Source organism: Kosakonia sp. BYX6, assembly GCF_038449125.1.
Classification (GTDB): Bacteria; Pseudomonadota; Gammaproteobacteria; order Enterobacterales; family Enterobacteriaceae; genus Kosakonia; species Kosakonia calanthes.
The window spans coordinates 2,889,997-2,912,296 of sequence record NZ_CP151800.1; the positions used below are offsets into that span (position 1 = coordinate 2,889,997).

The window sequence follows — 22,300 nt, forward strand, 5'->3', positions numbered from 1 at the left end:
AGGCCGGTATTTTTCTTTATGTCGGCTTATTTCGCCTTTAACGCCAGCGGGTTCATCTTCAGCGTTTCGTAATAACTCACCCAGGACAAATACCTTTCCGGGGCCGCCCAAACGCGATAATGCAACCGGGAAAGCGTCACAGGATCGCTTAACAGCACCAGGCGACGATCGCGGTTCAGCTTCTCTGGCGTTTCGTTCAGCGCCTGCTCAACATGACGGTCGCGGGCAATTTCCAGCACGTGGCTTGCACGGTGACGCGCAGTTGCCATGGCGGTGGCCAGTGCGTTGAAGGACGGGTTAAACACTGCATGCATAAAACCGTCTTCCAGCGAACGCGAGCGGTTCAGTTCCAAGTAGTGATCGGTATCCACCAGCACTTTCGGCGGAGAATACTCTTCCGGGATCAGGAACAACTTCCAACGTTTGGTGCGCAGGCCAACCGTTGAACGGCTGGAGATAACCGACACGAACGGTGACAGGATTAGCGAAAAGACAATCGGCGCCAGCCAGAACAGGAAACGCAGATCCAGCCAGGCCATGCCAACCGCCCACACCAGCCCCAGCAGCAGCTGCGAACCGTGGCGCATAAACGCTTCCCCCCACGGCGTGGAGTCATCATCACGCTGCGGCGAATTCCACACCACTTCCCAACCGAGGAAAGCGCTCACAACGAACACGGTGTGGAACAGCATACGCACCGGCGCCAGCAGCACAGAGAACAGCACTTCCAGCAGTAACGACAGCGTGACGCGGATAAAGCCGCCGTACTCTTTTGGCCCTTTGCACCAGACCAGAATAATACTCAGCAGTTTCGGCAGGAACAACAGCACCATGGTCGAGGCGAACAGCGCGATAGCCAGCTCAGGACGCCACTGTGGCCACACCGGGAACAACTGGCGCGGTTGCAGGAAGTACTGCGGTTCCGTCAATGCGTGCACTACCTGCAAGGCAGTGGAAAGCGCGAGGAACATAAACCATAGTGGCGCGGAAAGATAGGACATCACACCGGTCAGGAACACCGCGCGATGCACCGGGTGCATGCCTTTCACCAGGAACAGGCGGAAGTTCATCAAGTTTCCGTGACACCAGCGGCGGTCGCGTTTCAGCTCATCGAGCAGGTTCGGCGGCAATTCTTCATAAGAGCCAGGCAGATCGTACGCGATCCACACGCCCCAGCCGGCGCGGCGCATCAACGCAGCTTCCACAAAGTCATGAGACAGAATGGAACCGGCGAAGGAGCCTTCACCCGGCAGCGGTGCTAACGCACAGTGCTCGATAAACGGTTGCACGCGGATAATGGCGTTATGGCCCCAATAATGCGATTCACCTAACTGCCAAAAGTGCAGACCGGCGGTGAACAGCGGCCCGTAAACGCGGGTGGCAAACTGCTGGCAACGCGCATACAGCGTGTCCATACCGGACGCGCGTGGCGAAGACTGGATGATCCCGGCATTCGGGTTCGCTTCCATCAGACGCACCAGGCCGGTCAGACAGTCGCCGCTCATCACCGAGTCCGCATCCAGCACCACCATGTAGCTGTACTGGCTGCCCCAGCGACGGCAGAAGTCATCGATGTTACCGCTTTTGCGTTTTACGCGACGGCGACGGCGACGGTAGAAGATCTGCCCTTCACCCTGTACTTCGGCAATCAGTTCCATCCAGGCTTTTTGCTCAGCAACGCAGATATCCGGGTTGTAACTATCACTCAGGATATAAACATCGAAATGCTGCTGTTGCCCGGTGGCTTTCACCGACTCCCATGTCGCGCGCAGACCGGCGAAAACGCGATCCACGTCTTCGTTACAGATAGGCATGATCAGCGCCGTGCGATGTTCCGGGTTAAGCGGTTCATCGCCAACCGTTGAGGCCGAAATGCTGTATTTATCGCGGCCAATCAACAGTTGCAGGAAACCCATTAACGCGGTCCAGAAACCGGCGGAAACCCAACAGAACAGCACCGCAAAGAGGATCAGAATGCCGGTTTGCAGCACATACGGCAGGAGTTGCATGACGGAAACCCATACATCCTGGCCCGCCATATCCGTTGGGTTGATCAGCGCCCAGCCTTGATAAGGCAGGATGGTTTTCATGTACCAGGTGGCAACGACGGTTTGCGCCAACGTCAACAGCAGCAGGATGTATCGGCGAATAGAGCCGACAGTACGCCATTTCTGCTCCTGAGCCTGCTGTTCTTTAGTCAGCCGCGCAAGGTAGCGCGGCGGGACTTCACGACCACGCAGACGATCCCAGAAACGACCAAGGGGGTTGGTGCGCCAGGGATCGGGAAACATGGAGGAACGTTTTGCTTTCGGCATCGCTTGCAGCTGCGCACGGCCTTCATCGTCTTTGATGAGCTGCCCTTCCGCCAGCGAATCCGGCCAGCTATTTTCCAGACGCGCAGTAACTGAACCCAGCGGCGTATCGTCTTCACGCTTCCAGTCCCTGTGCTCCGCATCCAGTGCTTCATGCACGCCGCGAATACTTTCCGTCGGCAGCGCCGCCTTCCGGTCATCCGGGAGCGGCAGCGCGTCGATATACTCAGTTGTCTTATTCATTGGCAGGTAGCTGATAGCTCCAGGTTTCACTCAGGGTCTGATCGGCATTGACCAACGCGGCGCGCATATCCGTGGTTTTCTTCGGATCTTTGACCTTCACGCGCAGCATCAAACGCCAACCTTGCGTCACTGGATTATAGCGAACGGTGTTTTCAACAATCTCGCCGTTATCGCCAATACTGGCTTGTGCCGTAATCGGAGTGTCCTTCGGCAGTTTTTTCATATCCTGGCCGGTGAAATCCACCACGAAGGCCAGCGTACCGTCAGGTTGACGGATCAGGTTCGACTGTTTCACATCACCGGTAGAACGGCGAGTTTGCAGAACCCAGGCATTGTCCGGCGCATGCAGCTTATCTTCGTCGCGGCTGAAGGTGATGGTGTATTTAAAGTTCATCTCCTTCCCGGCTTCCGGCAACTGATCCGGCGTCCAGTACGCGACGACGTTGTCGTTGGTTTCATCGTTGGTTGGGATTTCAACCAGCTCGACTTTACCTTTACCCCACTCGCCTTTCGGCGTGACCCACGCGCTCGGGCGCAGATCGTAACGGTCATCGATATCTTCAAAGCGCGAGAACTGACGGCCACGCTGCAACAGGCCGAAGCCCTGCGGGTTTTCCATCGCGTAGCTGCTGACAGCCAGGTGTTTCGGGTTATTCAGCGGACGCCAGATCCACTCGCCGTTACCGGCCAGCATGGAAAGACCATTGGAATCATGCAATTCAGGGCGATAGTTCGTCGCCGGAGACGGCTGCGCAGGCCCGAACAGGAACATACTGGTCAGCGGCGCAACGCCGAGTTTGCCCACTTTATCGCGCAGGTAAACTTTGGATTGCACATCCACCACGCTGTCGCGGCCAGGGATGATGACAAAACGGTACGCGCCCGTTGCACGCGGAGAATCCAGCAGCGCGTAAATGGTCAGGCGTTTGTCGGTCGGTTTTGGACGCTCAATCCAAAACTCGCGAAAGCGCGGAAACTCTTCACCCGATGGCAACGCCGTGTCGATAGCCAGACCGCGGGCGGAAAGGCCATAGACCTGGCCCGCGCCAATCACGCGGAAATAACTTGCGCCAAGCATGCTGACGATTTCGTCGTTTTTATCTTTGCTATTGATGGGGTAAAGCACTTTGAAACCGGCAAAGCCAAGGTCTTTCACGGTATCTTTATCGTGCTGGACATTGCCGAAATTGAAGAAATCCGGGCTGTATTTGATTTTGCGAACGGCGGTGGCGGTCACTTCATTGATGGTCACCGGCGTGTCGAAGTACATGCCTTGATGGTAAAACTCAAGCTTGAATGGGGTGTTGATGTTGTTCCAGTAGGCTTTATCGTGGTTGAACTGGATCTGCTGATAGTCCGCATATTTCATCTCGCGGAACACTGAGGGCAAATTGCTTTTGGGCGCTTCGTAACCTTTGCCGGCCAAGGATTGAGCCTGTTTTGCGACATCGTCAATAGAAAAGGCCCAGCCTGATGACGTATAAAGTGACAACAGTACTGCCGCACCTACCCAACGCATTTTCATCATTCGTAATTTAGGTTTCATAATAACTAAGCACTTCCCCCTTTGTGTGCTTAAATCGATCCGATCTATTTTAATGGAAACTCAGGCAATCCGACAACCAAATCCCCGCTTTGTTCTGCATGCCGGTTCATTGAATAAGCAAATGAAACTAACCCTTTATCGTTTTGCAGGCTTATCCTGGAGACAGGTTATCTGACATAGTGTAGGGTTGGTTTCGAATGTAATCATTATTTGTCTTATGGATAAGACGAAAAGTCTGAGAATGCACGGAGATATATGATCAAATCCCCCGCACAACGAGAATATTTCCTTGATTCCATCCGCGCGTGGTTAATGCTGCTTGGGATCCCATTCCACATTTCATTGATTTACTCCAGTCATATGTGGCATGTGAATAGTACCTACCCTTCATGGTGGTTAACACTGTTTAATGATGCTATTCATGCGTTTCGTATGCAGGTGTTCTTCGTTATTTCTGGTTATTTTTCCTACATGTTGTACTTACGCTACCCGCTGAAACGCTGGTGGAAAGTGCGCGTTGAGCGCGTCGGTATTCCGATGCTGACCGCTATTCCGCTGCTGACGTTGCCGCAATTTATTATGTTGCAATATGTGAAGAATAACGCCGTTAACTGGCACACGCTGTCGACTTACGACAAATTCAACACGCTGGCATGGGAGCTGATTTCCCATTTATGGTTTCTGTTGGTACTTGTTGTATTAACGACAGTCAGCATAGGGTTATTTAAAAAAATCAAAAACAGCGCCGAAACCTTGCTTGGCACTATTTCGCTCGGCAAACTTTCCCTGTGGTTCCTGCTGCTGGGCATCGCCTGGGCCGCTTTTCGCCGTCTGGTGTTTTTGCTCTATCCGGATATATTGCGCGATGCGCTGTTTAATTACGCCGTCATGCAAACCCTGTTTTACATTCCCTTTTTCATGCTGGGCGCATTGGCGTTCATTAGCCCACGGCTGAAATCGCTGTTTATCACGCCATCGCCGTGGTGCATGGTGGGTTCCGCACTGGCGTTTGTCGCTTATCTGCTGAATCAGCGTTATGGCAGTGGCGATGCCTGGATGTATGAAACAGAAGCGGTGATCACCATGTTGCTGGGCTTCTGGATGGTGAATGTTGTCTTCTCGCTGGGTCATCGGTTATTGAATTTCCAGTCCGCACGGGTGAGTTATTTCGTGAACGCGTCGCTGTTTATCTACCTGGTGCACCACCCGCTGACGCTGTTATTCGGCGCGTGGATCACACCACATATTCAGTCGAATTTGCTGGGATTCATCGCCGGGTTGGTGTTCGTGATTGGCATCGCGGTGGCGCTGTATGAAATCCATTTGCGCATTCCGCTGCTGCGTTTTCTCTTCTCCGGTAAACCGCAGGAAAAAACCGCGAAAGACCACGCGCCTGCGCGCTAATCTTTATGGCTGCTCTGGCATCAGAGCAGCCACTCCACCGGCAGCCAATAAACCAGCCGCACCAGCACGCGCTGCCAGAAACGGGTTTGCGGTTCCTTCTTCAACACAATCTCTTTACCGTCCTGCTTTTCAACCCAGTTAATTCGCCCGAAATGATCGAGCCGCAGTTGCCAGGTGATGTCGCGCTGGCTGCGCAAAAAACGGTGGTGAATGCGCTGCGCCAGCGTTTCGCTGTCGATCACAAAACCCATTTCGGTGTTCAGCATGGCCGAGCGCGGGTCGAAATTAAACGAGCCGATAAACACTTTTTCACCGTCAATGCTGAAGGTTTTGGCATGCAAGCTGGAACCGGAATTCCCTGTTAACCCGCGATCGTGAACCGGGTGCGGGCGTCCGCCGTCGCGGGTCGGTTTTAGTTCATAAAGTTCAATGCCGTGACGCAGCAACTTTTTGCGCCAGCGTGCATAACCGGCATGCACCACCGCGACGTCGTTGGCCGCCAGGGAATTGGTGAGAATGGCGATTTTTACCCCTTTGCGCGCCAGTTGCAGCAACAGCGCCACGCCCGCTCGCCCCGGGACAAAATAGGAAGAGATGATGTCGATCTGTTTGTCCGGTTTGCCCATCACGTTAAGCAGGCGCTGCGGCAACAACGTGTGGTCGTGCGCTTTCCCCTGCCCTTTGCGCGGGTCGTCACTCAGCAAACGCGTTTTCGCCCATAACAGTGGCAAATTGCCGTTTTCCAGATGTGCGGCAAATTGCGTCGACGCCAGTTTCTCCTGGTAACGCACCGCCGTGACATCCTGACGCCAGCTGTCCGGCAAGCGGATTCGCTCAGCAATTTCTTCGGGGGAAAGATCCAGCACGCTGCTTAAGGGCGAGACAGATTCGCAATCCCAGTAGCGCGCAAAATCATCGGCGACATCCTCCACAACTGGCCCAATCGCCATCACATCCAGATCCGTAAACAGCGGCTCTTCGCCGATACCAAAATAGGCATCGCCGATATTACGCCCGCCTACCAGCGTCACTACGTCATCGACCGTAAAGCTTTTGTTATGCATGCGCCGGTTCAGCCTGGCGAAATCCGTCAGGTAGCCCAACGCCCGCAGCGTACGAAAGGAGAAAGGGTTAAACAGACGCACCTGAATATTCGGGTGGTTATCGAGCTGGCGTAAAATCTCATCCATGCCAATGGTGTTGTTATCGTCCAGCAGCAGCCGAACCTGCACACCGCGATCGGCCGCCGCCAGTAGCGCTAGCATCAACAAGCGGCCCGCGGTGTCGTCTTCCCAGATGTAATACTGCACATCCAGCGTCCGTTCTGCCATTTCCGCCAGTCGGTAACGGGCGACAAACGCGTCCAGGCTGTCATCCAGCACATGCAAACCGCATAATCCAACATGCGCCTCGCAAACGGGCGCAATCGCGCGCCCGAGCCGAGAATCAGTTTGCGGGGTCATCACCTTGCTGGGTGAGTAATCGTTGATAGAGCCGTGCAGTTTCATCGTCATAGCAGACAAAGTATATCTGCCGTAACAGAGAATGGTGGGTTAGATAATCCGAAACGGTGTTAACGGCAATTTCCGCCGCTGCCGCTTTCGGGTATCCATAAACACCGGTACTGATGGCCGGAAACGCGAGAGTCGCATAACCATTCGCATCGGCAAGTTTAAGGCTATTGCGATAGGCATCTTCCAACAAGCGGGCTTCATTTTCCTCACCGCCGCGCCAGACCGGGCCGACCGTGTGGATCACCGCTTTCGCTTTTAAATTTCCTGCGGTGGTGATCACCGCATGGCCTGGCGGGCACTCGCCTTGTTGTTGGCGCACTTGCCGGCATGCTTCCAGTAGCGCTGGCCCTGCCGCGCGATGGATTGCGCCATCCACACCGCCACCGCCGAGTAATGATGAGTTTGCCGCATTCACAATGACATCAACATCGAGGGTGGTGATATCCCCCTGAAGTACCTGCATACGTTGTTCCATCGTTGCCCCCTTTCGACCCATTACCGATTTAATGGAGTAAGTGTACCCTGGCATGGAAAGAAATGGCGCGGGCAACATGCAGTGCGAAGTGAATGACAGTGTAGAGGCCAGGCTTATTTATCTGGCGACCACTGCTGCACCAGTTGCAGCGACTGCCCATCGGAAACCGTCACTGTAATGCGCACATCCGCATCCGGCGGGATATTCATTGTTAAGTGCGAAAGCGCGGTGGGTTGGTTTGCAATCAGCGACATCAAATTACGTTGCCTGCTTTGGCTCATGCCGCCGCCGCTTTGTCGTTCGGTAATGATTTGTATCTGGCAGACGCAATCCTGCGCCACCTGCACCAGCGGAGTGACGGTATAGACATCGCCATGATGAGCAGTGGTAAAGGTGATTTGGCTGGATAGCGCTGCCAGCAACAGCAAATTGTGCATAATGCCTCCAAAAAAACAGGGCCGCAGCCCTGTTTATTATCTCTGGCAGAAGATCAGTACTGATTCGCGGTGGCGTTATTACCGAAGCCGGTTTGCTGCACCGTAACAGAGGAGGCCGACGCTGTCTGGTTCACCAGCGCCGCGTTACCGCCGCCATACTGGCTCACAGAAACTTCCGAGTCGCGGCTGTTCCACTGATCGATAGTGGCATTATTACGCGAACCACTTTGCAATAAATCGATGCTGCTATCATCAGACCCCTGCCCCACATCGGCACCGTTGGCAGAGCCATGCTGCGTGATAGTGAGATCTGAGTTGCGCGCATCGGTTTGCAATGCCAGCGCCGCATTGGCGCTACCGTATTGATAAATGCTCAATTCGGAATTCGGGCCGCTACTGCCACCGCCGTGGCCATATTGCGGAACGCTGCCTGCGAATGCGCTGGCTGAAACAACCACTACTGCTAATGCCGTCACTTTGAAAAGTTTCATGGTAAACCCCCATCGGATTGATATTAAGCCGCCGGACGTTCAGCGTTGAATAACGCGGATGGCCATCTGCGACTGTCTCTGCACAACAACTGCCGTTTTTTGTGTACCAAACTGCGTAATCGCCGCCCGGTTACCCGCGCCTTTTTGCAAAATCACGGCGGTGTTTCCGTAAGCGCCTTGCGTAATGCTCGCATCGTTGGCATTCCCGGCCTGAGCGATATACGCCACGTTTTCATTCCCGGATTGATTAATCTGCGCGGAATTCCGTCCGCCATGCTGAGAAATAACGCCTAATAATTTCGAACCGCTCTGATTAATTTGCGCATTATTATTTAAGCCGCGCTGATCAATATTTGCCGCCTGATTTAATTCATTGAAAGCCAGATTATATTCAGAACTTGCCAGGTCATAACCTGCTGCGGTTGCCATGCCTGGCCCCGCCAGCATGGTTAACATCATAAAAACGATTTTATTTTTCATGCTGTCACCGCCGCAGTCTGTTAATTACGCGTTACGAAAATGAGTATGAGCGGGATAAAAATAAAATATCTCACGCGCAAGTAGGATTTTATTGACCTTATTGAGACTTCCGTATGATCAGGCTTATTCGTCATATTTTTATCATAACGAGAATCATCTCAACGAGCTGAAAGGGGCGATATTCGCGGCCAGCAGAATTTTAAATAACATTTTAATATTTATTTTTACATTCTGTTACACCATTCACACTTGCTTTAACGTTGGTAATGGTTAGATTGAACCAGCAGTATTCATCAATTCTTCTTACCTTCCCCTTTATGGGCTGAGTACTTATTCCTACATAAGCTAACAGCATCTGTCAGTGCTTCTGGTTTCCCTCGTAATACATAGGGATAGCTGCCGATAAAAAATAAGCGGGGTTTCATCATGTTTAATGAAGTCCAGAGTTCAGCCACTCCAATATTATTGTTAATTACCAAACCGTCATTGCAGGCCGCGGCCCTGTTACAGCATTTAAAACATGCGCTGTCGTTAACAGGAAAACTGCAAAATATTCAACGATCTCTCGACGATATTCCGCCGCAGAGCGTTGTTTTATTCGATATGATGGACGCGGATAAAAAGGTTATTCATCACTGGCAAAGTACATTAGCCCGTAAAAACAAGAATTTGAAATTACTGTTATTAAATACACCTACTGAATATCCATTCCATGATATTGAAAGCTGGCCAAATATTACCGGTGTCTTTTACGCATCGGACGATCAGACTCAACTGATTGATGGATTACAGGGTATTCAACGCGGGGAGTGTTATTTCTCGCAAAAACTGGCCAGTTATCTGATCACCCACGCCGGCAATTACCGCTACTACAGCACTGAATCCGCATTGCTCACGCACCGGGAAAAAGAGATCCTCAATAAGCTGCGGGTTGGCGCGTCGAATATCGAAATCGCTCGCGCACTGTTTATTAGTGAAAATACCGTAAAGACCCATCTTTATAATCTTTTCAGGAAGATAGCAGTTAAAAACCGCACGCAGGCCGTCTCATGGGCGAACGATAACCTCAGGCGTTAACACCATGAAACGCGCGCTTTGTGCTGTTGCGACAGGCTGTTTACTGCTTGTCGCCGGAACCTTACGGGCTGTCGAGGTGGAGGTTCCCGGTTTATTAACCGATCACACGGTCTCCTCGGTGGGACATGATTTTTACCGTGCATTCAGTGATAAATGGGAAAGCCGCTGGACAGGCAACTTAACCATTAATGAAAGACCAAGCGCCCGCTGGGGAAGCTGGATAACCATCGCGATTAATCAGCAGGTGGTTTACCAGACCTTTCTTTTCCCGACCCGACGCGACTTTGCAACGAATGTCGATATCGCGCTGGCGCAAACCCAGCAAGCACTCGAACGCCAGCAAATAAACCAGGCATTGCTCAGCATTGGTGATATGGCGAGCGACGAATTTTAAAAATGTAATGCTTACCCGGAGGCGATTATGCGTATCGCATATGCCGTAATTTCTTTTTTACTCATTGTCCCTGCAAGTTGGGCCGGAAATATGACATTTCAGTTTCGCAATCCTAATTTCGGCGGCAATCCTAATAACGGTTCTTTTTTATTAAATAGCGCCCAGGCGCAAAATTCCTATACCGATCCGAATTATGACGACTATGGTGTGGAAACCACCTCGGCACTGGATAACTTCACCCAGGCCATTCAGTCGCAAATACTCGGTGGCTTGCTCACCAATATTAATACGGGGAAACCAGGGCGCATGGTGACCAGCGATTTTATCGTCGATATTTCGAATAAAGACGGGCAATTGCAATTAAATGTCACCGACCGGAAAACGGGCAAGACATCCACCATTCAGGTATCGGGCTTGCAGAGCGGTTCCACCGACTTTTAAGGACAACCCTTATGCCGCGTTTATTGATTTTATTCGCCATGTGCTTATTAAGCGGTTGTTTGACCGCACCGCCGAAAGAAGCCGCGAAACCGACGCTGTTACCACGCGCGCAGAGTTATAACGATCTGACGCATTTACCGATGCCAACCGGCAGGATTTTCGTCTCGGTCTACAACATTCAGGATGAGACTGGGCAGTTTAAGCCGTATCCAGCAAGTAACTTCTCCACTGCTGTGCCGCAAAGTGCCACGGCGATGCTGGTCACTGCGCTGAAAGATTCCCGCTGGTTCGTGCCGCTGGAGCGCCAGGGTCTGCAGAACTTGCTTAATGAGCGCAAGATCATCCGCGCCGCGCAGGAAAACGGCACCGTGGCGGTAAATAACCGCAACCCGCTGCAATCACTGACCGCCGCGAATGTGATGGTGGAAGGATCGATTATTGGTTATGAGAGCAATGTCAAATCGGGCGGTATCGGCGCGCGCTACTTCGGTATTGGCGGTGACACGCAGTATCAGCTGGATCAAATTGCCGTCAACTTGCGGGTGATTAATGTCAGCACCGGCGAAATTCTCTCTTCGGTGAACACCAGCAAAACCATTCTCTCCTACGAGGTACAGGCGGGCGTGTTCCGGTTTATTGATTACCAGCGTCTGCTGGAAGGAGAAGTGGGTTTTACCGCTAACGAGCCGGTGATGTTGTGCCTGATGTCAGCCATCGAAACGGGCGTTATTCTGCTGATTAATGACGGCATTGACAGAGGGTTATGGGATTTGCAAAACAGAGCGGAGCGTAATAACGCAATACTCACCAAATACCGCGAGATGGCAACACCGCCGACATCCTGATGCCAAATAAAGCGTGGCCCTTCGGTCACGCTTTTTCGTGTTCTTTCAAGAGAGGAACCGTGCGGCGCGATGCCAGCCACAGCCCGCTGTTTTTCATGGCATAGCCAAACAGCAAACCGACCGCCAGCGAAGGCACCACCAACCGCCAATCGCCCTGCCCGGCAAACGTCGCGCAGGCACCAATAAAAGTGCCGGGAACAAATGACAACAGCAGGTTTTTCGCTTGCAGGCACATCAGAAAAGCCACTACGCCGGTCATCACATAACCGAAGATCTCCAGATGTGGAGCCAGCGCCGCACCGTGAATGATCACTTGCGCCCATGCCACGCCACTCATGACCGTGCAGGCAGAAATAATCAGCCCTTTCACGCCGCCTTGCGGGCACGCGAAATAGGCCGTACAACCGAGAAAACCCGCCCAGCTTAATAAACCGAGGGAGACGGCCACCCAGCCCCAAAGGCCAGAGAGAATGCCCGTCGTCAACGCAATTGAAAGGAGAATGTTCATGGCGCGCATCATAGCAGATGCGCACCGGTGCAATGTGATATTCAGCACACTAATTGAAGCTTAAAAATAAGCGTTACATTTTATATGTGATAAAAATCACATTTATTCATCTGATTCTTCCTGCAACTCGTCCCACATCGCCGAGATGGCATCGCGCGACAGCGGCGCCAGGGTGCGCCAAAACGGCGTAGTCGCATGCGCTTCGACCTTACCAAAGAAGGTGCCGCACCAAGGCAGCAGATAGTCGGCAAACAGGGTTTCCAGCGCTTCACTTTCATCTTCGGCAGCGTGATCTTCCAGCCACGATGCCGCCAGCAATAACGTACCGATATGATCGGCAGGCGCATTGGTGAGCGGCATGCCACGGCTGGATAAGAAGGAACGCACTTCGGCTTCCGTTGCCCCTTCTACCCACGCGCTACGAAACGGCGACACACGACACTCTTCACCGACAAACAGCGCGTTGTAATCCGCGGCCAGCGTCTGCGCATCGCAGTTTTTCTGCAAGCGTTCAAGCAGGTCATCCTGCTCAAGCGGCCAGCTTGCCGCCAGCTTCCCCTCGCGGATCATGGTGTACAGCGGCACCAGCAGCGGATCTTGCGGTTGGCGGTAAAACAGCGAGCCTAACACGCGGCAGAGGATAGAAAATTCGTTCATTCTGTTGTTCCAGTCAGTATTAAAGTTCAGCAAATTCGCTAATCGGTGCCATGCCGCGTGATTCCAGGAAGCTAAGCAGGCGGCGCGGCGACACATTAAGGATACGATCTTCCGGGAATCCTACCTCGTCGAGCACTTTACGGCATTCGGTAAAATCGCCCAGGCTGAAGGCGGTATGAGAATCCGACCCCAGCGCCACCCAGCCGCCGGCATCGCGTACCGCGGCGGCAATTGCGCGGCAGTTGGCTTCACTGCCTTTGCGCGAGTGAATAAAGGAAGAGTTATTGATCTCCAGCGCCACGTCATATTTCGCCGCCGCCGCGGCAATCGCCGGAATATCGACTTCAAATTTTGGGTTGCCAGGGTGGCTGATAATGTGGACATTGCCGCTGGCCATCGTCGCGATCATCGCTTCGGTATGCGTGGCTTTGTCTTGCGGCGCAAAAACCGGTTCGTGGAAACCGGCGATGATCAAATCCAGGGACGTTAACATCGGGCCGGTGCAGTCAATCTCACCGTCGGTGTTTTTAATATTGGCTTCGATACCGCGCAAAATGCCGACGCCATCGATAAGGCGCGGCCAGATACGCATATTGACGAAGTGCCAGTAGTGCGGGGCATCCGCCATATCCGGACCGTGATCGGTAATCGCGAAAAGCTTGATGCCCTTGCGTTTCGCCTCGGCAATATAGTCGTGAAGCGTACTGTAAGCGTGGGTGCTGGCGACGGTATGCATATGCAGGTCAACGGGATACATGGCTCACTCCGGTAGTTATTTTCGGCAAGAATAGCAGTTATCGTTATACAGTTTAATGAAAACCCGGCCACGCCGGGTTCCAATTAATAGCCGCGTTGCCTGTCCACGCGTCCGCTTACTTGCTCGCCCCGCTCCAGTTGCCCGATGGTACGGCTAATAAAAGCGATGGCTTCAGCAGGCCGGGTCACGGCCGCCACATGCGGCGTAATGGCTACGCACGGATGCGCCCACAGCGGATTGTTCGCAGGCAGCGGCTCCTGATTAAACACATCCAGCATCGCGCCCTTCACTTTGCCGCTGTCCAGCGCCTGTAACAGATCGCTCTCCACCACATGAACACCGCGCGCCAGGTTCATCACATAGCTGTTATCCGCCAGTTGCTCGAGCAGCGAATGGTTGATGATGCCCGCAGTTTCAGGCGTGTTCGGCAACAGGTTGATCAGCACGCGGGTGCCATGCAGGAAATCGCTCAATTCATTGCTTCCGGCGAAACTGGTTACGCCAGGCAGCGATTTGCGGCTGCGGCTCCAGCAGCGCAGCGGGAACCCCCACGCGTGGAGGCTTTCGGCAACTTTCGCGCCCAACACACCCGCGCCGAGAATGCCGATGGTGAAATCTTCGCGTTCATATTCATCGAGCGGCTGCCATTTCGCCTGCTGTTTTAAGGTCTGGTAATCATCGAAACGACGAAACCAGTGCAGCACCTGGCTTACGGCATATTCCTGCATTTGCAGCGCCATACCGGTGTCTTCAAGGCGAAACAGCGGGATGGATTCACCGAGCATATCCGGGTTGTTTTTTAACTGGCTGAGAATGGCGTCGACACCGGCGCCCAGCGCAAAGACGCCCTTCAGCGTGCGCCCTTTAAGCATTTCAACAGGCGGATGCCACACCAGTGCATAATCGGCGGGTGCGTTATCGCCACGCGTCCAAATACGAATGTTAGCCTGCGGTAACGCGCGGCTCAGCGCATTAACCCAGTAGTGGTTATCAAATGAGGGGTGATAAAAGATTATGTCCATGTCAACTCCAGCGAATGTTGTGTTGTTGGCGATTTTTTATGCGGCTGATTAGCATAACAAATATATTCAGCGTCACGCGCAGAAAGTGCCGTGACGAGAAAAAAAGCGATTTCAGAACGTTTAAGAAGCAGGTTGTTTGAAGTTTGCCTAAACGCGCCAATTTATTGAAAAAGAAGATTGACGGCGTTACGGGTTTTCCCTACATTAGCGCCCGTCCCGGCAACATCGGGAAGACAATGTGGTGAGGTGTCCGAGTGGCTGAAGGAGCACGCCTGGAAAGTGTGTATACGGCAACGTATCGGGGGTTCGAATCCCCCCCTCACCGCCATTATTTAAAGAAGAGCTCGCATGCAAATGCGGGCTTTTTTTTCGCATATTGCAATATGCCGGGGGGATGAGCCCCCCGACCGGGGTTCGACAACGGGCGAGCGAAGCGAGTCAATCCCCCCGATCCCCTCTTCAGCATCTGTGTCCAACGCCTGATGGCGGCTGCGCCTTATCAGGCCTACTCGGGCCTGTAGGTCGGATAAGCATTAGCGCCATCCGACACTGCTTGAACCCCGCAAATCCCCGCATAATCCACGCCAAATCCCGCCATTGCTCACACCTTAAGCGAACAATTATGAAAGCTGAAAATCTGCTTGACCGCTTCAGCGCAACTCCCTATAGTAGCGCCCCGTTGCCCACCTAAGTGGCGGGTAGCAATACAATGTGGTGAGGTGTCCGAGTGGCTGAAGGAGCACGCCTGGAAAGTGTGTATACGGCAACGTATCGGGGGTTCGAATCCCCCCCTCACCGCCATTATTTAAAGAAGAGCTCGCATGCAAATGCGGGCTTTTTTTTCGCATATTGCAATATGCCGGGGGGATGAGAATCCCCGACCGGGGTTCGACAACGGGCAACTGCCCGTTGGACAGATGACGAGCCCGCGAGGAGTCTGCCCGAAGGGCGAGCGAAGCGAGTCAATCCCCCCCTCACCGCCATTATTTCAGATGAGAGCCTGTACGAAAGTACGGGCTTTTTTCTTTTATATTCTTCCGCCAGGGGGGGATGAGAATCCCCGACCGGGGTTCGACAACGGGCAACTGCCCGTTGGACAGATGACGAGCCCGCGAGGAATCTGCCCGAAGGGCGAGCGAAGCGAGTCAATCCCCACGCCAACATTTCGCCGGATGGCGCTTACGCTTATCCGGCCTACAAGCCTGAGTAGGCCTGATAAGGCGCAGCCGCCATCAGGCAATTTTGCTGGCGATAAAAAAATAAAACCCGGTTTCCCGGGTTTTATTCTTAAGCACCAACCACCTCAATCGTACGCTTTTAACGTACGTTGACAGAGTGCGGAGCGTACGCAGTCATCTTTGTTAAAACGCACCACGCCGATCATCTCATCTTCCTCAAAACGCGCCAGCGCATCGCTCAAGCCGGATTTCACACCCGCGGGCAAATCACACTGGGTGATATCACCGTTAACAATCACGGTCACGTTCTCCCCGAGGCGCGTCAAAAACATCTTCATTTGCGCAGCAGTGACATTCTGAGCCTCGTCGAGAATGACCACTGCATTTTCAAAGGTACGTCCGCGCATATAGGCGAACGGCGCGATTTCCACCTTACCAATCTCAGGTCGCAGGCAGTATTGCATAAAGGACGCGCCCAGGCGTTTCAACAGCACGTCATAAACGGGCCGGAAGTAAGGCGCGAACTTCTCCGAAATATCACCGGGTAAGAAGCCGAGATCTTCATCGGCTTGCAGAACCGGTCGGGTGACAATAATCCTCTCCACGTCCTTATGGATCAGGGCCTCGGCAGCTTTTGCCGCGCTGATCCACGTTTTTCCGCATCCCGCTTCGCCCGTTGCGAAAATCAGTTGCTTACTCTCAATAGCATTCAGGTAGTGCTCCTGAGCTTCATTACGCGCGGCAATTGGAGATGTATCACGGCTGTCCCGCGCCATGCCAATTGCTTCAACGCCACTCATCTGCACAAGCGAGGTGACCGACTCTTCTTCACGTTGTTTATGACTGCGTGAATCACGTCTCAGCACGCGTTTCGCTTCACGACGAGCTTTGATCACTGCTTTCTGTCTTCCCATGGATAGCACCTTGAGTTGTTGGTTTACATCACGCGCGTCGAAATCGACGCCATTATGCGCACAAACGTCTGAGGGTTGGCTTCCTTGTAAGCCTTTGCTTGCCTTTGAAAATGACGTGGCAGAACGGACAGCATTATCGTCTGTCACATCGCTGGAAGGAGATAAGGAATAAGAGAAGGAAAATTCAGGGGTGAAGAAGTCACTGCCGAAGGTCACACCTTCGTGCCGGGTCTTGCGTGGTCTTTTTGTGTGTCCGCTACAGGACTTTACCATCCGCGATCTCCAGATAAACTTCATCACCGCAGGGGATAACCGCTTTTACTAATTACCTTAAAGCGTAGCATCATTGCAACATTATTTTTACTTAAAGATAACGTGCATGACCTCTGCGTCGCTGTACAGAGTTTCGTTCAGGAATATTACAGTAAAATAACAGATACTTTCTAATACGAAAAAATGATATCTGGATGGCAGAAAAGAGATGTTCTGGAACAACGGATAACAGAACATCCTGCCCGGAGCGAGCAGGATAGGATCTTTACGCATCGAGTAATGGCTGAGCAAGATAGTGGCTGTTCTCTTTCACGCCAGGCAGCACAAAGAAGTACCCACCGCCGATCGGGCGAATGTACTCCTCCAGCGCCTCTCCGTTCAGGCGCTTTTGCACGGTCAAAAAACCTTTTTCCAGGTCGTGCTGATAGCAGACAAACAGCAGGCCCATATCCAGTTGCCCAGAATTGGTCACGCCGAGCGAATAACTATAACCCCGGCGCATCATCAGGCTGGATTGCGTCTCCTGCGTACGCGGGTTCGCCAGGCGGATATGGCTGTCGAGGGCAATCACATCGCCGTCGGGATCTTTGGTGTAATCCGGGACATCGTGTTCATTCTGCATACCAAGCGGTGCGCCAGAATGTTTATCGCGCCCGAAAATCGTCTGCTGCTCTTTCAACGGGGTACGATCCCAGAACTCGACATGGAACTGGACAATGCGCACCGCCTGATAGCTACCGCCCACCGCCCAAGCTGGTTCTCCCTGTTCGCCGGTCACCCACACCACGTTGTCCATCAGCGCGTTATCGCTGCTGTCCGGGTTGGCGGTGCCGTCTTTAAAACCCAGCAGATTAACCGGCGTCTCTTTACCCTGGCTGCGCGCCGCGTGATCGGAAATAAACCCTTCCCGCTTCCAGCGCACGCTGAGCAAATCCGGCGTGTGTTTGATCAGATCGCGCAGCGCGTGAATCACCGTGTCCTGCGTGTTGGCGCAAATCTGCAACAGCAGATCGCCATGACACAGCGCCGCATCGAGGGAGTCGTTGGGGAAACGCTCCATCTTTTGCAGCTTTTTCGGTTTCAGTGCGCTTAACCCAAAGCGTTCGTCGAACAGCGACTGGCCGACAGAAACCGTGATGGTCAGGTTATCCGGCGCGATAAACGGCCCGAGGATGCCGGAATCCATTGGCGGCAGGCGCGGGTTTGGCGTATCCGGCGCCGGGCCGCCGGCGGTGAGAAACGTAATGCGCTGTGTCAGTAAGCGAAATAAACGTTCAAGGTCGGTTTTATTCGCCGCCAGTACATCAAAGGCCACCAGCATCATCGACGCCTGTTGCGGCGTCAAAATGCCGCTCTGGTGCTCGCCCAAAAAAGGCTGTTTTTCCATGCGGGAATCCGGCGAGAGCGTGCCCGGTGCGCTTTGCGGTTTTGCCGCGTGTGCGACAGGGCAACCGCCAGTCAGCGCAAGCGCGCCTCCCAGCGCGCCCATACTTTTTAATAAACGGCGCCGGGAAGGCTCACTGACGCCGTTGTCATCATGTTGTTTCATGGTATTAGTCCAGTCCCAGCACACCACGCAGCTGAGCCAGGTCTTCAGCCAGGGTGGTAATCGGCCCTTTTAACGCATTGCGATCGGCATCGGTCAACTTGTCGTAAGTTTCATAGCCCTCTTTGGTGCGGTATTTCGCCAGAATGGCATCCACTTTCTTGAAGTTGGCATCCACTTTCGCCAGCAGTTCAGCATTCTCTTTCTGTAATTGCGGACGCAGTAAATCAACGATTTTCTGGGCGCCATCGACATTCGCCTGGAAGTCCCACAGATCGGTGTGGCTATAGCGATCTTCTTCGCCGCTGATTTTGCTCGCCGCCACTTCTTCAATCAGACCGGCGGCGCCACCCACCACTTTTGACGGCGGGAAAGCCAGTTCGTTAATGCGGGTTTGCAGATCCAGCACATCACTGTTGAGCTGATCGGCATAGTGGCTCATGTCTTTAACGCTGTTGTCGCCAAACAGCGCTTTTTCAAGACGGTGGAAACCGGTGAATTTCGGATCGGCGGCTTTTTGCTCGTAATCATCTTCGCGGGCGTCGATACTGCCATCCAGATCGGAGAAGAGTTCGGCAATCGGTTCTATACGTTCGTAGTGCTGGCGCGTTGGCGCATACAGCGCTTTCGCTTTGTCGATATCGCCCGCTTTCACCGCATCGGTAAAGGCTTTGGTACCGGAAACCAACTGCGCGGTTTCAGCAACAACATAGGCTTTATAGTCAGTAATTGCCCCGCTCAGGCTCAGCAGCGCATCGCCTTTTGCCGCGTCTGCCGTGGCTTCGCCTTTAACAATCAACTTTCCTTTCGGGTTGGTGAGCAGACCGCAAGTCATATCATATTCGCCCGGTTGCAGGTTGGCGGTCAGCTTCTGGCTAAAACCAGGGGCGATGTTTTCGCGCTCTTCCACCACCATCACGCCTTTGAGGATTTCCCATTCGAGCGCTTTCTGGCTGTGGTTGAGGATAATAAATTGTGTTTTACCGGCGTTGACCGTCAGGTTCATCGGCTCACACTGTTTGTCCGTTACTGTAACTTTCACCTGCGGAACATCCGCAGCCTGAACCCCGAAAGCGCAAGAAATCAACGCCGCAATCCCAAGCTGTAATGCACTACGACGAAAATGAATAGCCATGACCCTTCCCTTACTAAGTGTGTTGTAACTATAAAGTGATTACGGTGCCGCCCGTGAAGGCTGCGCACCGGCGCGTGGCGGTATGACAAACAGCACCAGCGCCGGGATCAAATAAGCGAAATAGACGAACACTTCGCTGACGCTCGGCGTTTCCTGGTATCCCAAAATCCCTTCCAGTAAGGTGCCGGTGAGCGAATGCGTGGTTAGCACGTTGCTTAAATCAAACGCCACATCCTGGAAAAGATTCCACAGCCCGGCTTCATGGAAGGCGCGGATTGCACCTGCGGCCAGCCCGGCGGCGACAAACAAAATAAACAGACTTGTCCATTTGAAAAATGCGCCAAGATTAAGCCGCACGCCGCCCCAATAGAGCAGAAAACCGAGCACTACGGCGGTGGTTAAACCGAGCACCGCGCCAAGCGGTGGCCAGATGCCAACGTCCTGCTGGAATGCCGCCAACAGGAAGAACACCGATTCCAGTCCTTCGCGCGCCACGGCGAAAAAGACCATCAGAATCAACGCCCAACCGTGGTTATTGTTGCCGGCCAGCGCGTTATCCACCGCCTGTTCGAGTTGGACTTTGACGTTGCGCGACACTTTACGCATCCAGAACACCATCCAGGTGAGGATGACAACGGCAATCACCGCGACAATCCCTTCGAACAACTCCTGCTCTTTTTGCGGGAATTCGCCGGTAGTTTCGTTAATGGCAACGCCCAACCCCAGGCAAAGTGCGGCGGCAAGGAACACGCCAACCCACATCACGCCAATCCAACGCCCGCGCTGCGTGCGTTTCAGGTAGCTGGCGATGAGGCTGACGATCAGCGCCGCTTCAAGGCCTTCACGTAACATAATGAGAAATGGAACAAACATGGAGAACGCCCTTAATGTCATGCGCAGTCAAAAGGTGCAAAGAAAAGTAAATTGCAGTGATAGTGATTATCATTACGCAAAAAAGAAACTCAAGCGAAATATGTTGAGAATGATAACTGGATGTAACTGGGTAGCAGGCTAATCAAGGGGTTAATCGCGGAAGTGCAAAATAAAAGGAGGGAGCCATAAAAAACCCGCCGCAGCGGGTTTCTCTTGCAGATTATTCAACCGTTACGCGGGATGGCGGCGCAGAACGGTAATGCGAGTCGGCTTCGGCGAAACGCTGCTGCATTGCCGCAGACGGCGCTTTACCAAACAGGCTGAACACCACAATACCGAGGCTGCCAAACACGAAGCCCGGAATGATTTCATACAGATCCAGCCAGGCGTAATGTTTCCAGACAATCACGGTGACCGCACCAATGATCATCCCGGCCAGTGCGCCGTTGCGGGTCATGCGCGACCACATAACAGAGAACAGCACCACCGGGCCAAACGCCGCGCCGAAGCCTGCCCACGCGTAGCTCACCAGGCCCAGCACGCGGTTTTCCGGGTTTGCCGCCAGCGCAATGGCAATCAGCGCCACCAGCAGCACCATCGCACGACCCACCCACACCAGTTCGGTCTGGCTTGCGCCTTTACGCAGAAACGCTTTGTAGAAATCTTCCGTAATTGCGCTGGAACACACCAGCAACTGGCAGCTCAGCGTTGACATTACCGCCGCCAGAATCGCCGACAGCAATATTCCGGCAATCCATGGGTTAAACAGCACTTGCGCCAGTTCAATGAACACGCGCTCAGAGTTCTGGTTCACTGCACCAGCGAGTGATGGGTTGTTGTTGAAGTAAGCAATACCGAAGAAACCCACGGCCACCGCGCCAGCAAGGCAGAGGATCATCCAGGTCATGCTGATACGACGCGCATGCACGATAGTGTGGTGAGAATCCGCCGCCATAAAGCGCGCCAGAATATGCGGTTGACCAAAGTAGCCCAGCCCCCACCCCATCAGCGAAACAATGGCGACGAAATTGAGGCCTTTCAGCATGTCGACGTTTTCAATACTTTTCTGCTTGATGACGTCCAGCGAATCACCAAAACCACCAACGGAGATGATGACAATCACCGGCGTCAGGATCAGCGCGAAAATCATCAGGCTCGCCTGCACCGTGTCGGTCCAGCTGATCGCCAGGAAGCCGCCGATAAAGGTGTAAATGATGGTGGCCGCTGCCCCGGCCCACAGCGCGGTTTCATAGCTCATGCCGAAGGTGCTTTCGAACAGGCGCGCCCCGGCAACAATGCCGGACGCACAATAAATGGTGAAGAACACCAAAATGACCACCGCCGAGATAATCCGCAGCAGGCGGCTGTTATCTTCAAAACGCCCGGTGAAATAATCCGGTAACGTCAGGGCGTTATTGTTCGCCTCGGTGTGCACGCGCAAACGGCCTGCCACCAGTTTCCAGTTAATCCACGCGCCGAGCGTCAGGCCAATGGCAATCCAACTTTCGGAAATGCCGGAAATAAAAATCGCGCCAGGCAACCCCATTAATAGCCAGCCGCTCATATCGGATGCACCCGCCGAAAGTGCCGTGACAAATGGGCCAAGACTGCGGCCACCGAGAATATAATCGTCAAAGTTTTTCGTCGATCGCCACGCGACAAAACCAATCAGAATCATGCCAAAGATATAAATAAGAAATGTCACCAGCATCGGTGTGCTAATTGCCATAAAGCAGTCTCCAGGATCCTTCGTCGGCAAATATCTATTCGCCGCTTTT

The 22,300-nt window shown here is 53.3% G+C and carries 21 protein-coding genes, 2 tRNA genes and 1 other RNA gene; 8 read left to right on the plus strand and 16 right to left on the minus strand.

Annotated features, from left to right (window positions below):
• Positions 1 to 26 precede the first annotated feature (26 nt).
• Both mdoH and mdoG read right to left on the minus strand, forming a co-directional pair.
• The gene (mdoH, locus tag AAEY27_RS13610) at positions 27 to 2,555 is read right to left on the minus strand and encodes a glucans biosynthesis glucosyltransferase MdoH (protein WP_342321137.1); all 2,529 of its coding nucleotides are present in this window, start codon (positions 2,553 to 2,555) and stop codon (positions 27 to 29) included.
• Positions 2,548 to 4,083 carry a glucans biosynthesis protein MdoG gene (mdoG, locus tag AAEY27_RS13615; RefSeq protein ID WP_342325575.1) on the minus strand — a complete coding sequence of 512 codons (1,536 nt, stop codon included), beginning with the start codon at positions 4,081 to 4,083 and terminating at the stop codon, positions 2,548 to 2,550. The genes mdoH and mdoG overlap by 8 nt, the downstream gene beginning before the upstream one ends.
• A gap of 273 nt (positions 4,084 to 4,356) precedes the next feature.
• On the opposite strand from mdoG, the gene mdoC reads away from it, so the two are divergent.
• Positions 4,357 to 5,505, plus strand: coding sequence for a glucans biosynthesis protein MdoC (gene mdoC / locus AAEY27_RS13620; RefSeq protein WP_342321138.1), 1,149 nt, complete (start codon positions 4,357 to 4,359; stop codon positions 5,503 to 5,505).
• A gap of 20 nt (positions 5,506 to 5,525) precedes the next feature.
• On the opposite strand, the gene AAEY27_RS13625 is transcribed toward mdoC, so the two are convergent.
• The 5 genes from AAEY27_RS13625 to csgB form a co-directional block, all read right to left on the minus strand.
• The gene (locus AAEY27_RS13625; RefSeq protein ID WP_425294633.1) at positions 5,526 to 7,019 is read right to left on the minus strand and encodes a phospholipase D family protein; all 1,494 of its coding nucleotides are present in this window, start codon (positions 7,017 to 7,019) and stop codon (positions 5,526 to 5,528) included.
• Positions 6,952 to 7,494, minus strand: coding sequence for an O-acetyl-ADP-ribose deacetylase (ymdB, locus tag AAEY27_RS13630; protein ID WP_342321140.1), 543 nt, complete (start codon positions 7,492 to 7,494; stop codon positions 6,952 to 6,954). Before ymdB ends, AAEY27_RS13625 begins: the two co-directional genes overlap by 68 nt.
• A gap of 113 nt (positions 7,495 to 7,607) precedes the next feature.
• A complete protein-coding gene (csgC, locus tag AAEY27_RS13635; protein ID WP_342321141.1) occupies positions 7,608 to 7,931 on the minus strand; it encodes a curli assembly chaperone CsgC in 324 nt (107 codons plus the stop codon).
• 53 nt (positions 7,932 to 7,984) lie between these two features.
• Positions 7,985 to 8,422, minus strand: coding sequence for a curli major subunit CsgA (gene csgA, locus AAEY27_RS13640; protein ID WP_342321142.1), 438 nt, complete (start codon positions 8,420 to 8,422; stop codon positions 7,985 to 7,987).
• Positions 8,423 to 8,461: 39 nt separating this feature from the next.
• Positions 8,462 to 8,902 carry a curli minor subunit CsgB gene (gene csgB, locus AAEY27_RS13645; RefSeq protein WP_342321143.1) on the minus strand — a complete coding sequence of 147 codons (441 nt, stop codon included), beginning with the start codon at positions 8,900 to 8,902 and terminating at the stop codon, positions 8,462 to 8,464.
• Between the two features lie 426 nt (positions 8,903 to 9,328).
• Between csgB and csgD the strand changes: the two genes are divergently transcribed.
• The 4 genes from csgD to csgG are packed head-to-tail and all read left to right on the plus strand — an operon-like array spanning position 9,329 to position 11,659.
• Positions 9,329 to 9,979, plus strand: a complete 651-nt coding sequence (csgD, locus tag AAEY27_RS13650; protein ID WP_342321145.1) for a biofilm master transcriptional regulator CsgD — start codon at positions 9,329 to 9,331, stop codon at positions 9,977 to 9,979.
• Positions 9,980 to 9,983: 4 nt separating this feature from the next.
• Positions 9,984 to 10,373, plus strand: a complete 390-nt coding sequence (gene csgE / locus AAEY27_RS13655) for a curli production assembly/transport protein CsgE (RefSeq protein ID WP_342321147.1) — start codon at positions 9,984 to 9,986, stop codon at positions 10,371 to 10,373.
• A gap of 27 nt (positions 10,374 to 10,400) precedes the next feature.
• Positions 10,401 to 10,814 carry a curli production assembly/transport protein CsgF gene (gene csgF / locus AAEY27_RS13660; RefSeq protein WP_342321148.1) on the plus strand — a complete coding sequence of 138 codons (414 nt, stop codon included), beginning with the start codon at positions 10,401 to 10,403 and terminating at the stop codon, positions 10,812 to 10,814.
• 11 nt (positions 10,815 to 10,825) lie between these two features.
• Positions 10,826 to 11,659 (plus strand): curli production assembly/transport protein CsgG, encoded by an 834-nt coding sequence (gene csgG, locus AAEY27_RS13665; RefSeq protein ID WP_342321149.1) that lies wholly within the window; start codon positions 10,826 to 10,828, stop codon positions 11,657 to 11,659.
• A 25-nt stretch (positions 11,660 to 11,684) separates the two neighbouring features.
• Here csgG and AAEY27_RS13670 read toward each other — a convergent pair whose 3' ends face one another.
• From AAEY27_RS13670 to ghrA, 4 genes are all read right to left on the minus strand, one after another.
• Positions 11,685 to 12,167, minus strand: a complete 483-nt coding sequence (locus AAEY27_RS13670; RefSeq protein ID WP_342321150.1) for a DUF1097 domain-containing protein — start codon at positions 12,165 to 12,167, stop codon at positions 11,685 to 11,687.
• A 102-nt stretch (positions 12,168 to 12,269) separates the two neighbouring features.
• On the minus strand, positions 12,270 to 12,824 hold the full coding sequence (locus AAEY27_RS13675; protein WP_342321152.1) for a TorD/DmsD family molecular chaperone: 555 nt from the start codon (positions 12,822 to 12,824) through the stop codon (positions 12,270 to 12,272).
• A gap of 19 nt (positions 12,825 to 12,843) precedes the next feature.
• A complete protein-coding gene (locus tag AAEY27_RS13680) occupies positions 12,844 to 13,581 on the minus strand; it encodes a phosphatase (RefSeq protein ID WP_342321153.1) in 738 nt (245 codons plus the stop codon).
• An 83-nt stretch (positions 13,582 to 13,664) separates the two neighbouring features.
• Positions 13,665 to 14,603, minus strand: coding sequence for a glyoxylate/hydroxypyruvate reductase GhrA (gene ghrA, locus AAEY27_RS13685; RefSeq protein ID WP_342321154.1), 939 nt, complete (start codon positions 14,601 to 14,603; stop codon positions 13,665 to 13,667).
• A gap of 240 nt (positions 14,604 to 14,843) precedes the next feature.
• Here ghrA and AAEY27_RS13690 point away from each other — a divergent pair.
• From AAEY27_RS13690 to AAEY27_RS13700, 3 genes are all read left to right on the plus strand, one after another.
• Positions 14,844 to 14,931, plus strand: a tRNA-Ser gene (locus AAEY27_RS13690).
• Positions 14,932 to 15,316: 385 nt separating this feature from the next.
• Positions 15,317 to 15,404 (plus strand) — tRNA-Ser (locus AAEY27_RS13695).
• A 45-nt stretch (positions 15,405 to 15,449) separates the two neighbouring features.
• Positions 15,450 to 15,586, plus strand: a non-coding RNA gene (locus tag AAEY27_RS13700) — RtT sRNA.
• A gap of 320 nt (positions 15,587 to 15,906) precedes the next feature.
• Here AAEY27_RS13700 and phoH read toward each other — a convergent pair.
• The 5 genes from phoH to putP form a co-directional block, all read right to left on the minus strand.
• Positions 15,907 to 16,695, minus strand: a complete 789-nt coding sequence (gene phoH / locus AAEY27_RS13705; protein WP_342325577.1) for a phosphate starvation-inducible protein PhoH — start codon at positions 16,693 to 16,695, stop codon at positions 15,907 to 15,909.
• A gap of 538 nt (positions 16,696 to 17,233) precedes the next feature.
• On the minus strand, positions 17,234 to 18,517 hold the full coding sequence (gene efeB, locus AAEY27_RS13710; RefSeq protein WP_342321155.1) for an iron uptake transporter deferrochelatase/peroxidase subunit: 1,284 nt from the start codon (positions 18,515 to 18,517) through the stop codon (positions 17,234 to 17,236).
• A 4-nt stretch (positions 18,518 to 18,521) separates the two neighbouring features.
• On the minus strand, positions 18,522 to 19,649 hold the full coding sequence (gene efeO, locus AAEY27_RS13715) for an iron uptake system protein EfeO (RefSeq protein ID WP_342321156.1): 1,128 nt from the start codon (positions 19,647 to 19,649) through the stop codon (positions 18,522 to 18,524).
• 39 nt (positions 19,650 to 19,688) lie between these two features.
• Positions 19,689 to 20,522 carry an iron uptake transporter permease EfeU gene (efeU, locus tag AAEY27_RS13720; RefSeq protein ID WP_342321157.1) on the minus strand — a complete coding sequence of 278 codons (834 nt, stop codon included), beginning with the start codon at positions 20,520 to 20,522 and terminating at the stop codon, positions 19,689 to 19,691.
• A 220-nt stretch (positions 20,523 to 20,742) separates the two neighbouring features.
• Positions 20,743 to 22,251, minus strand: coding sequence for a sodium/proline symporter PutP (gene putP, locus AAEY27_RS13725; RefSeq protein ID WP_342321158.1), 1,509 nt, complete (start codon positions 22,249 to 22,251; stop codon positions 20,743 to 20,745).
• Positions 22,252 to 22,300 lie beyond the last annotated feature (49 nt).

Coding starts and splice junctions, on each gene's coding strand:
- csgD (WP_342321145.1), top strand. CDS start 9,329: ATGTTTAATGAAGTCCAGAGTTCAGCCACTCCAATATTATTGTTAATT.
- mdoC (WP_342321138.1), top strand. CDS start 4,357: ATGATCAAATCCCCCGCACAACGAGAATATTTCCTTGATTCCATCCGC.
- AAEY27_RS13670 (WP_342321150.1), bottom strand. CDS start 12,167: ATGAACATTCTCCTTTCAATTGCGTTGACGACGGGCATTCTCTCTGGC.
- ymdB (WP_342321140.1), bottom strand. CDS start 7,494: ATGGAACAACGTATGCAGGTACTTCAGGGGGATATCACCACCCTCGAT.
- csgB (WP_342321143.1), bottom strand. CDS start 8,902: ATGAAAAATAAAATCGTTTTTATGATGTTAACCATGCTGGCGGGGCCA.
- phoH (WP_342325577.1), bottom strand. CDS start 16,695: ATGGGAAGACAGAAAGCAGTGATCAAAGCTCGTCGTGAAGCGAAACGC.
- csgG (WP_342321149.1), top strand. CDS start 10,826: ATGCCGCGTTTATTGATTTTATTCGCCATGTGCTTATTAAGCGGTTGT.
- mdoG (WP_342325575.1), bottom strand. CDS start 4,083: ATGATGAAAATGCGTTGGGTAGGTGCGGCAGTACTGTTGTCACTTTAT.
- mdoH (WP_342321137.1), bottom strand. CDS start 2,555: ATGAATAAGACAACTGAGTATATCGACGCGCTGCCGCTCCCGGATGAC.
- AAEY27_RS13680 (WP_342321153.1), bottom strand. CDS start 13,581: ATGTATCCCGTTGACCTGCATATGCATACCGTCGCCAGCACCCACGCT.
- AAEY27_RS13675 (WP_342321152.1), bottom strand. CDS start 12,824: ATGAACGAATTTTCTATCCTCTGCCGCGTGTTAGGCTCGCTGTTTTAC.
- csgE (WP_342321147.1), top strand. CDS start 9,984: ATGAAACGCGCGCTTTGTGCTGTTGCGACAGGCTGTTTACTGCTTGTC.
- AAEY27_RS13625 (WP_425294633.1), bottom strand. CDS start 7,019: ATGACGATGAAACTGCACGGCTCTATCAACGATTACTCACCCAGCAAG.
- efeO (WP_342321156.1), bottom strand. CDS start 19,649: ATGGCTATTCATTTTCGTCGTAGTGCATTACAGCTTGGGATTGCGGCG.
- efeB (WP_342321155.1), bottom strand. CDS start 18,517: ATGAAACAACATGATGACAACGGCGTCAGTGAGCCTTCCCGGCGCCGT.
- putP (WP_342321158.1), bottom strand. CDS start 22,251: ATGGCAATTAGCACACCGATGCTGGTGACATTTCTTATTTATATCTTT.
- efeU (WP_342321157.1), bottom strand. CDS start 20,522: ATGTTTGTTCCATTTCTCATTATGTTACGTGAAGGCCTTGAAGCGGCG.
- ghrA (WP_342321154.1), bottom strand. CDS start 14,603: ATGGACATAATCTTTTATCACCCCTCATTTGATAACCACTACTGGGTT.
- csgC (WP_342321141.1), bottom strand. CDS start 7,931: ATGCACAATTTGCTGTTGCTGGCAGCGCTATCCAGCCAAATCACCTTT.
- csgF (WP_342321148.1), top strand. CDS start 10,401: ATGCGTATCGCATATGCCGTAATTTCTTTTTTACTCATTGTCCCTGCA.
- csgA (WP_342321142.1), bottom strand. CDS start 8,422: ATGAAACTTTTCAAAGTGACGGCATTAGCAGTAGTGGTTGTTTCAGCC.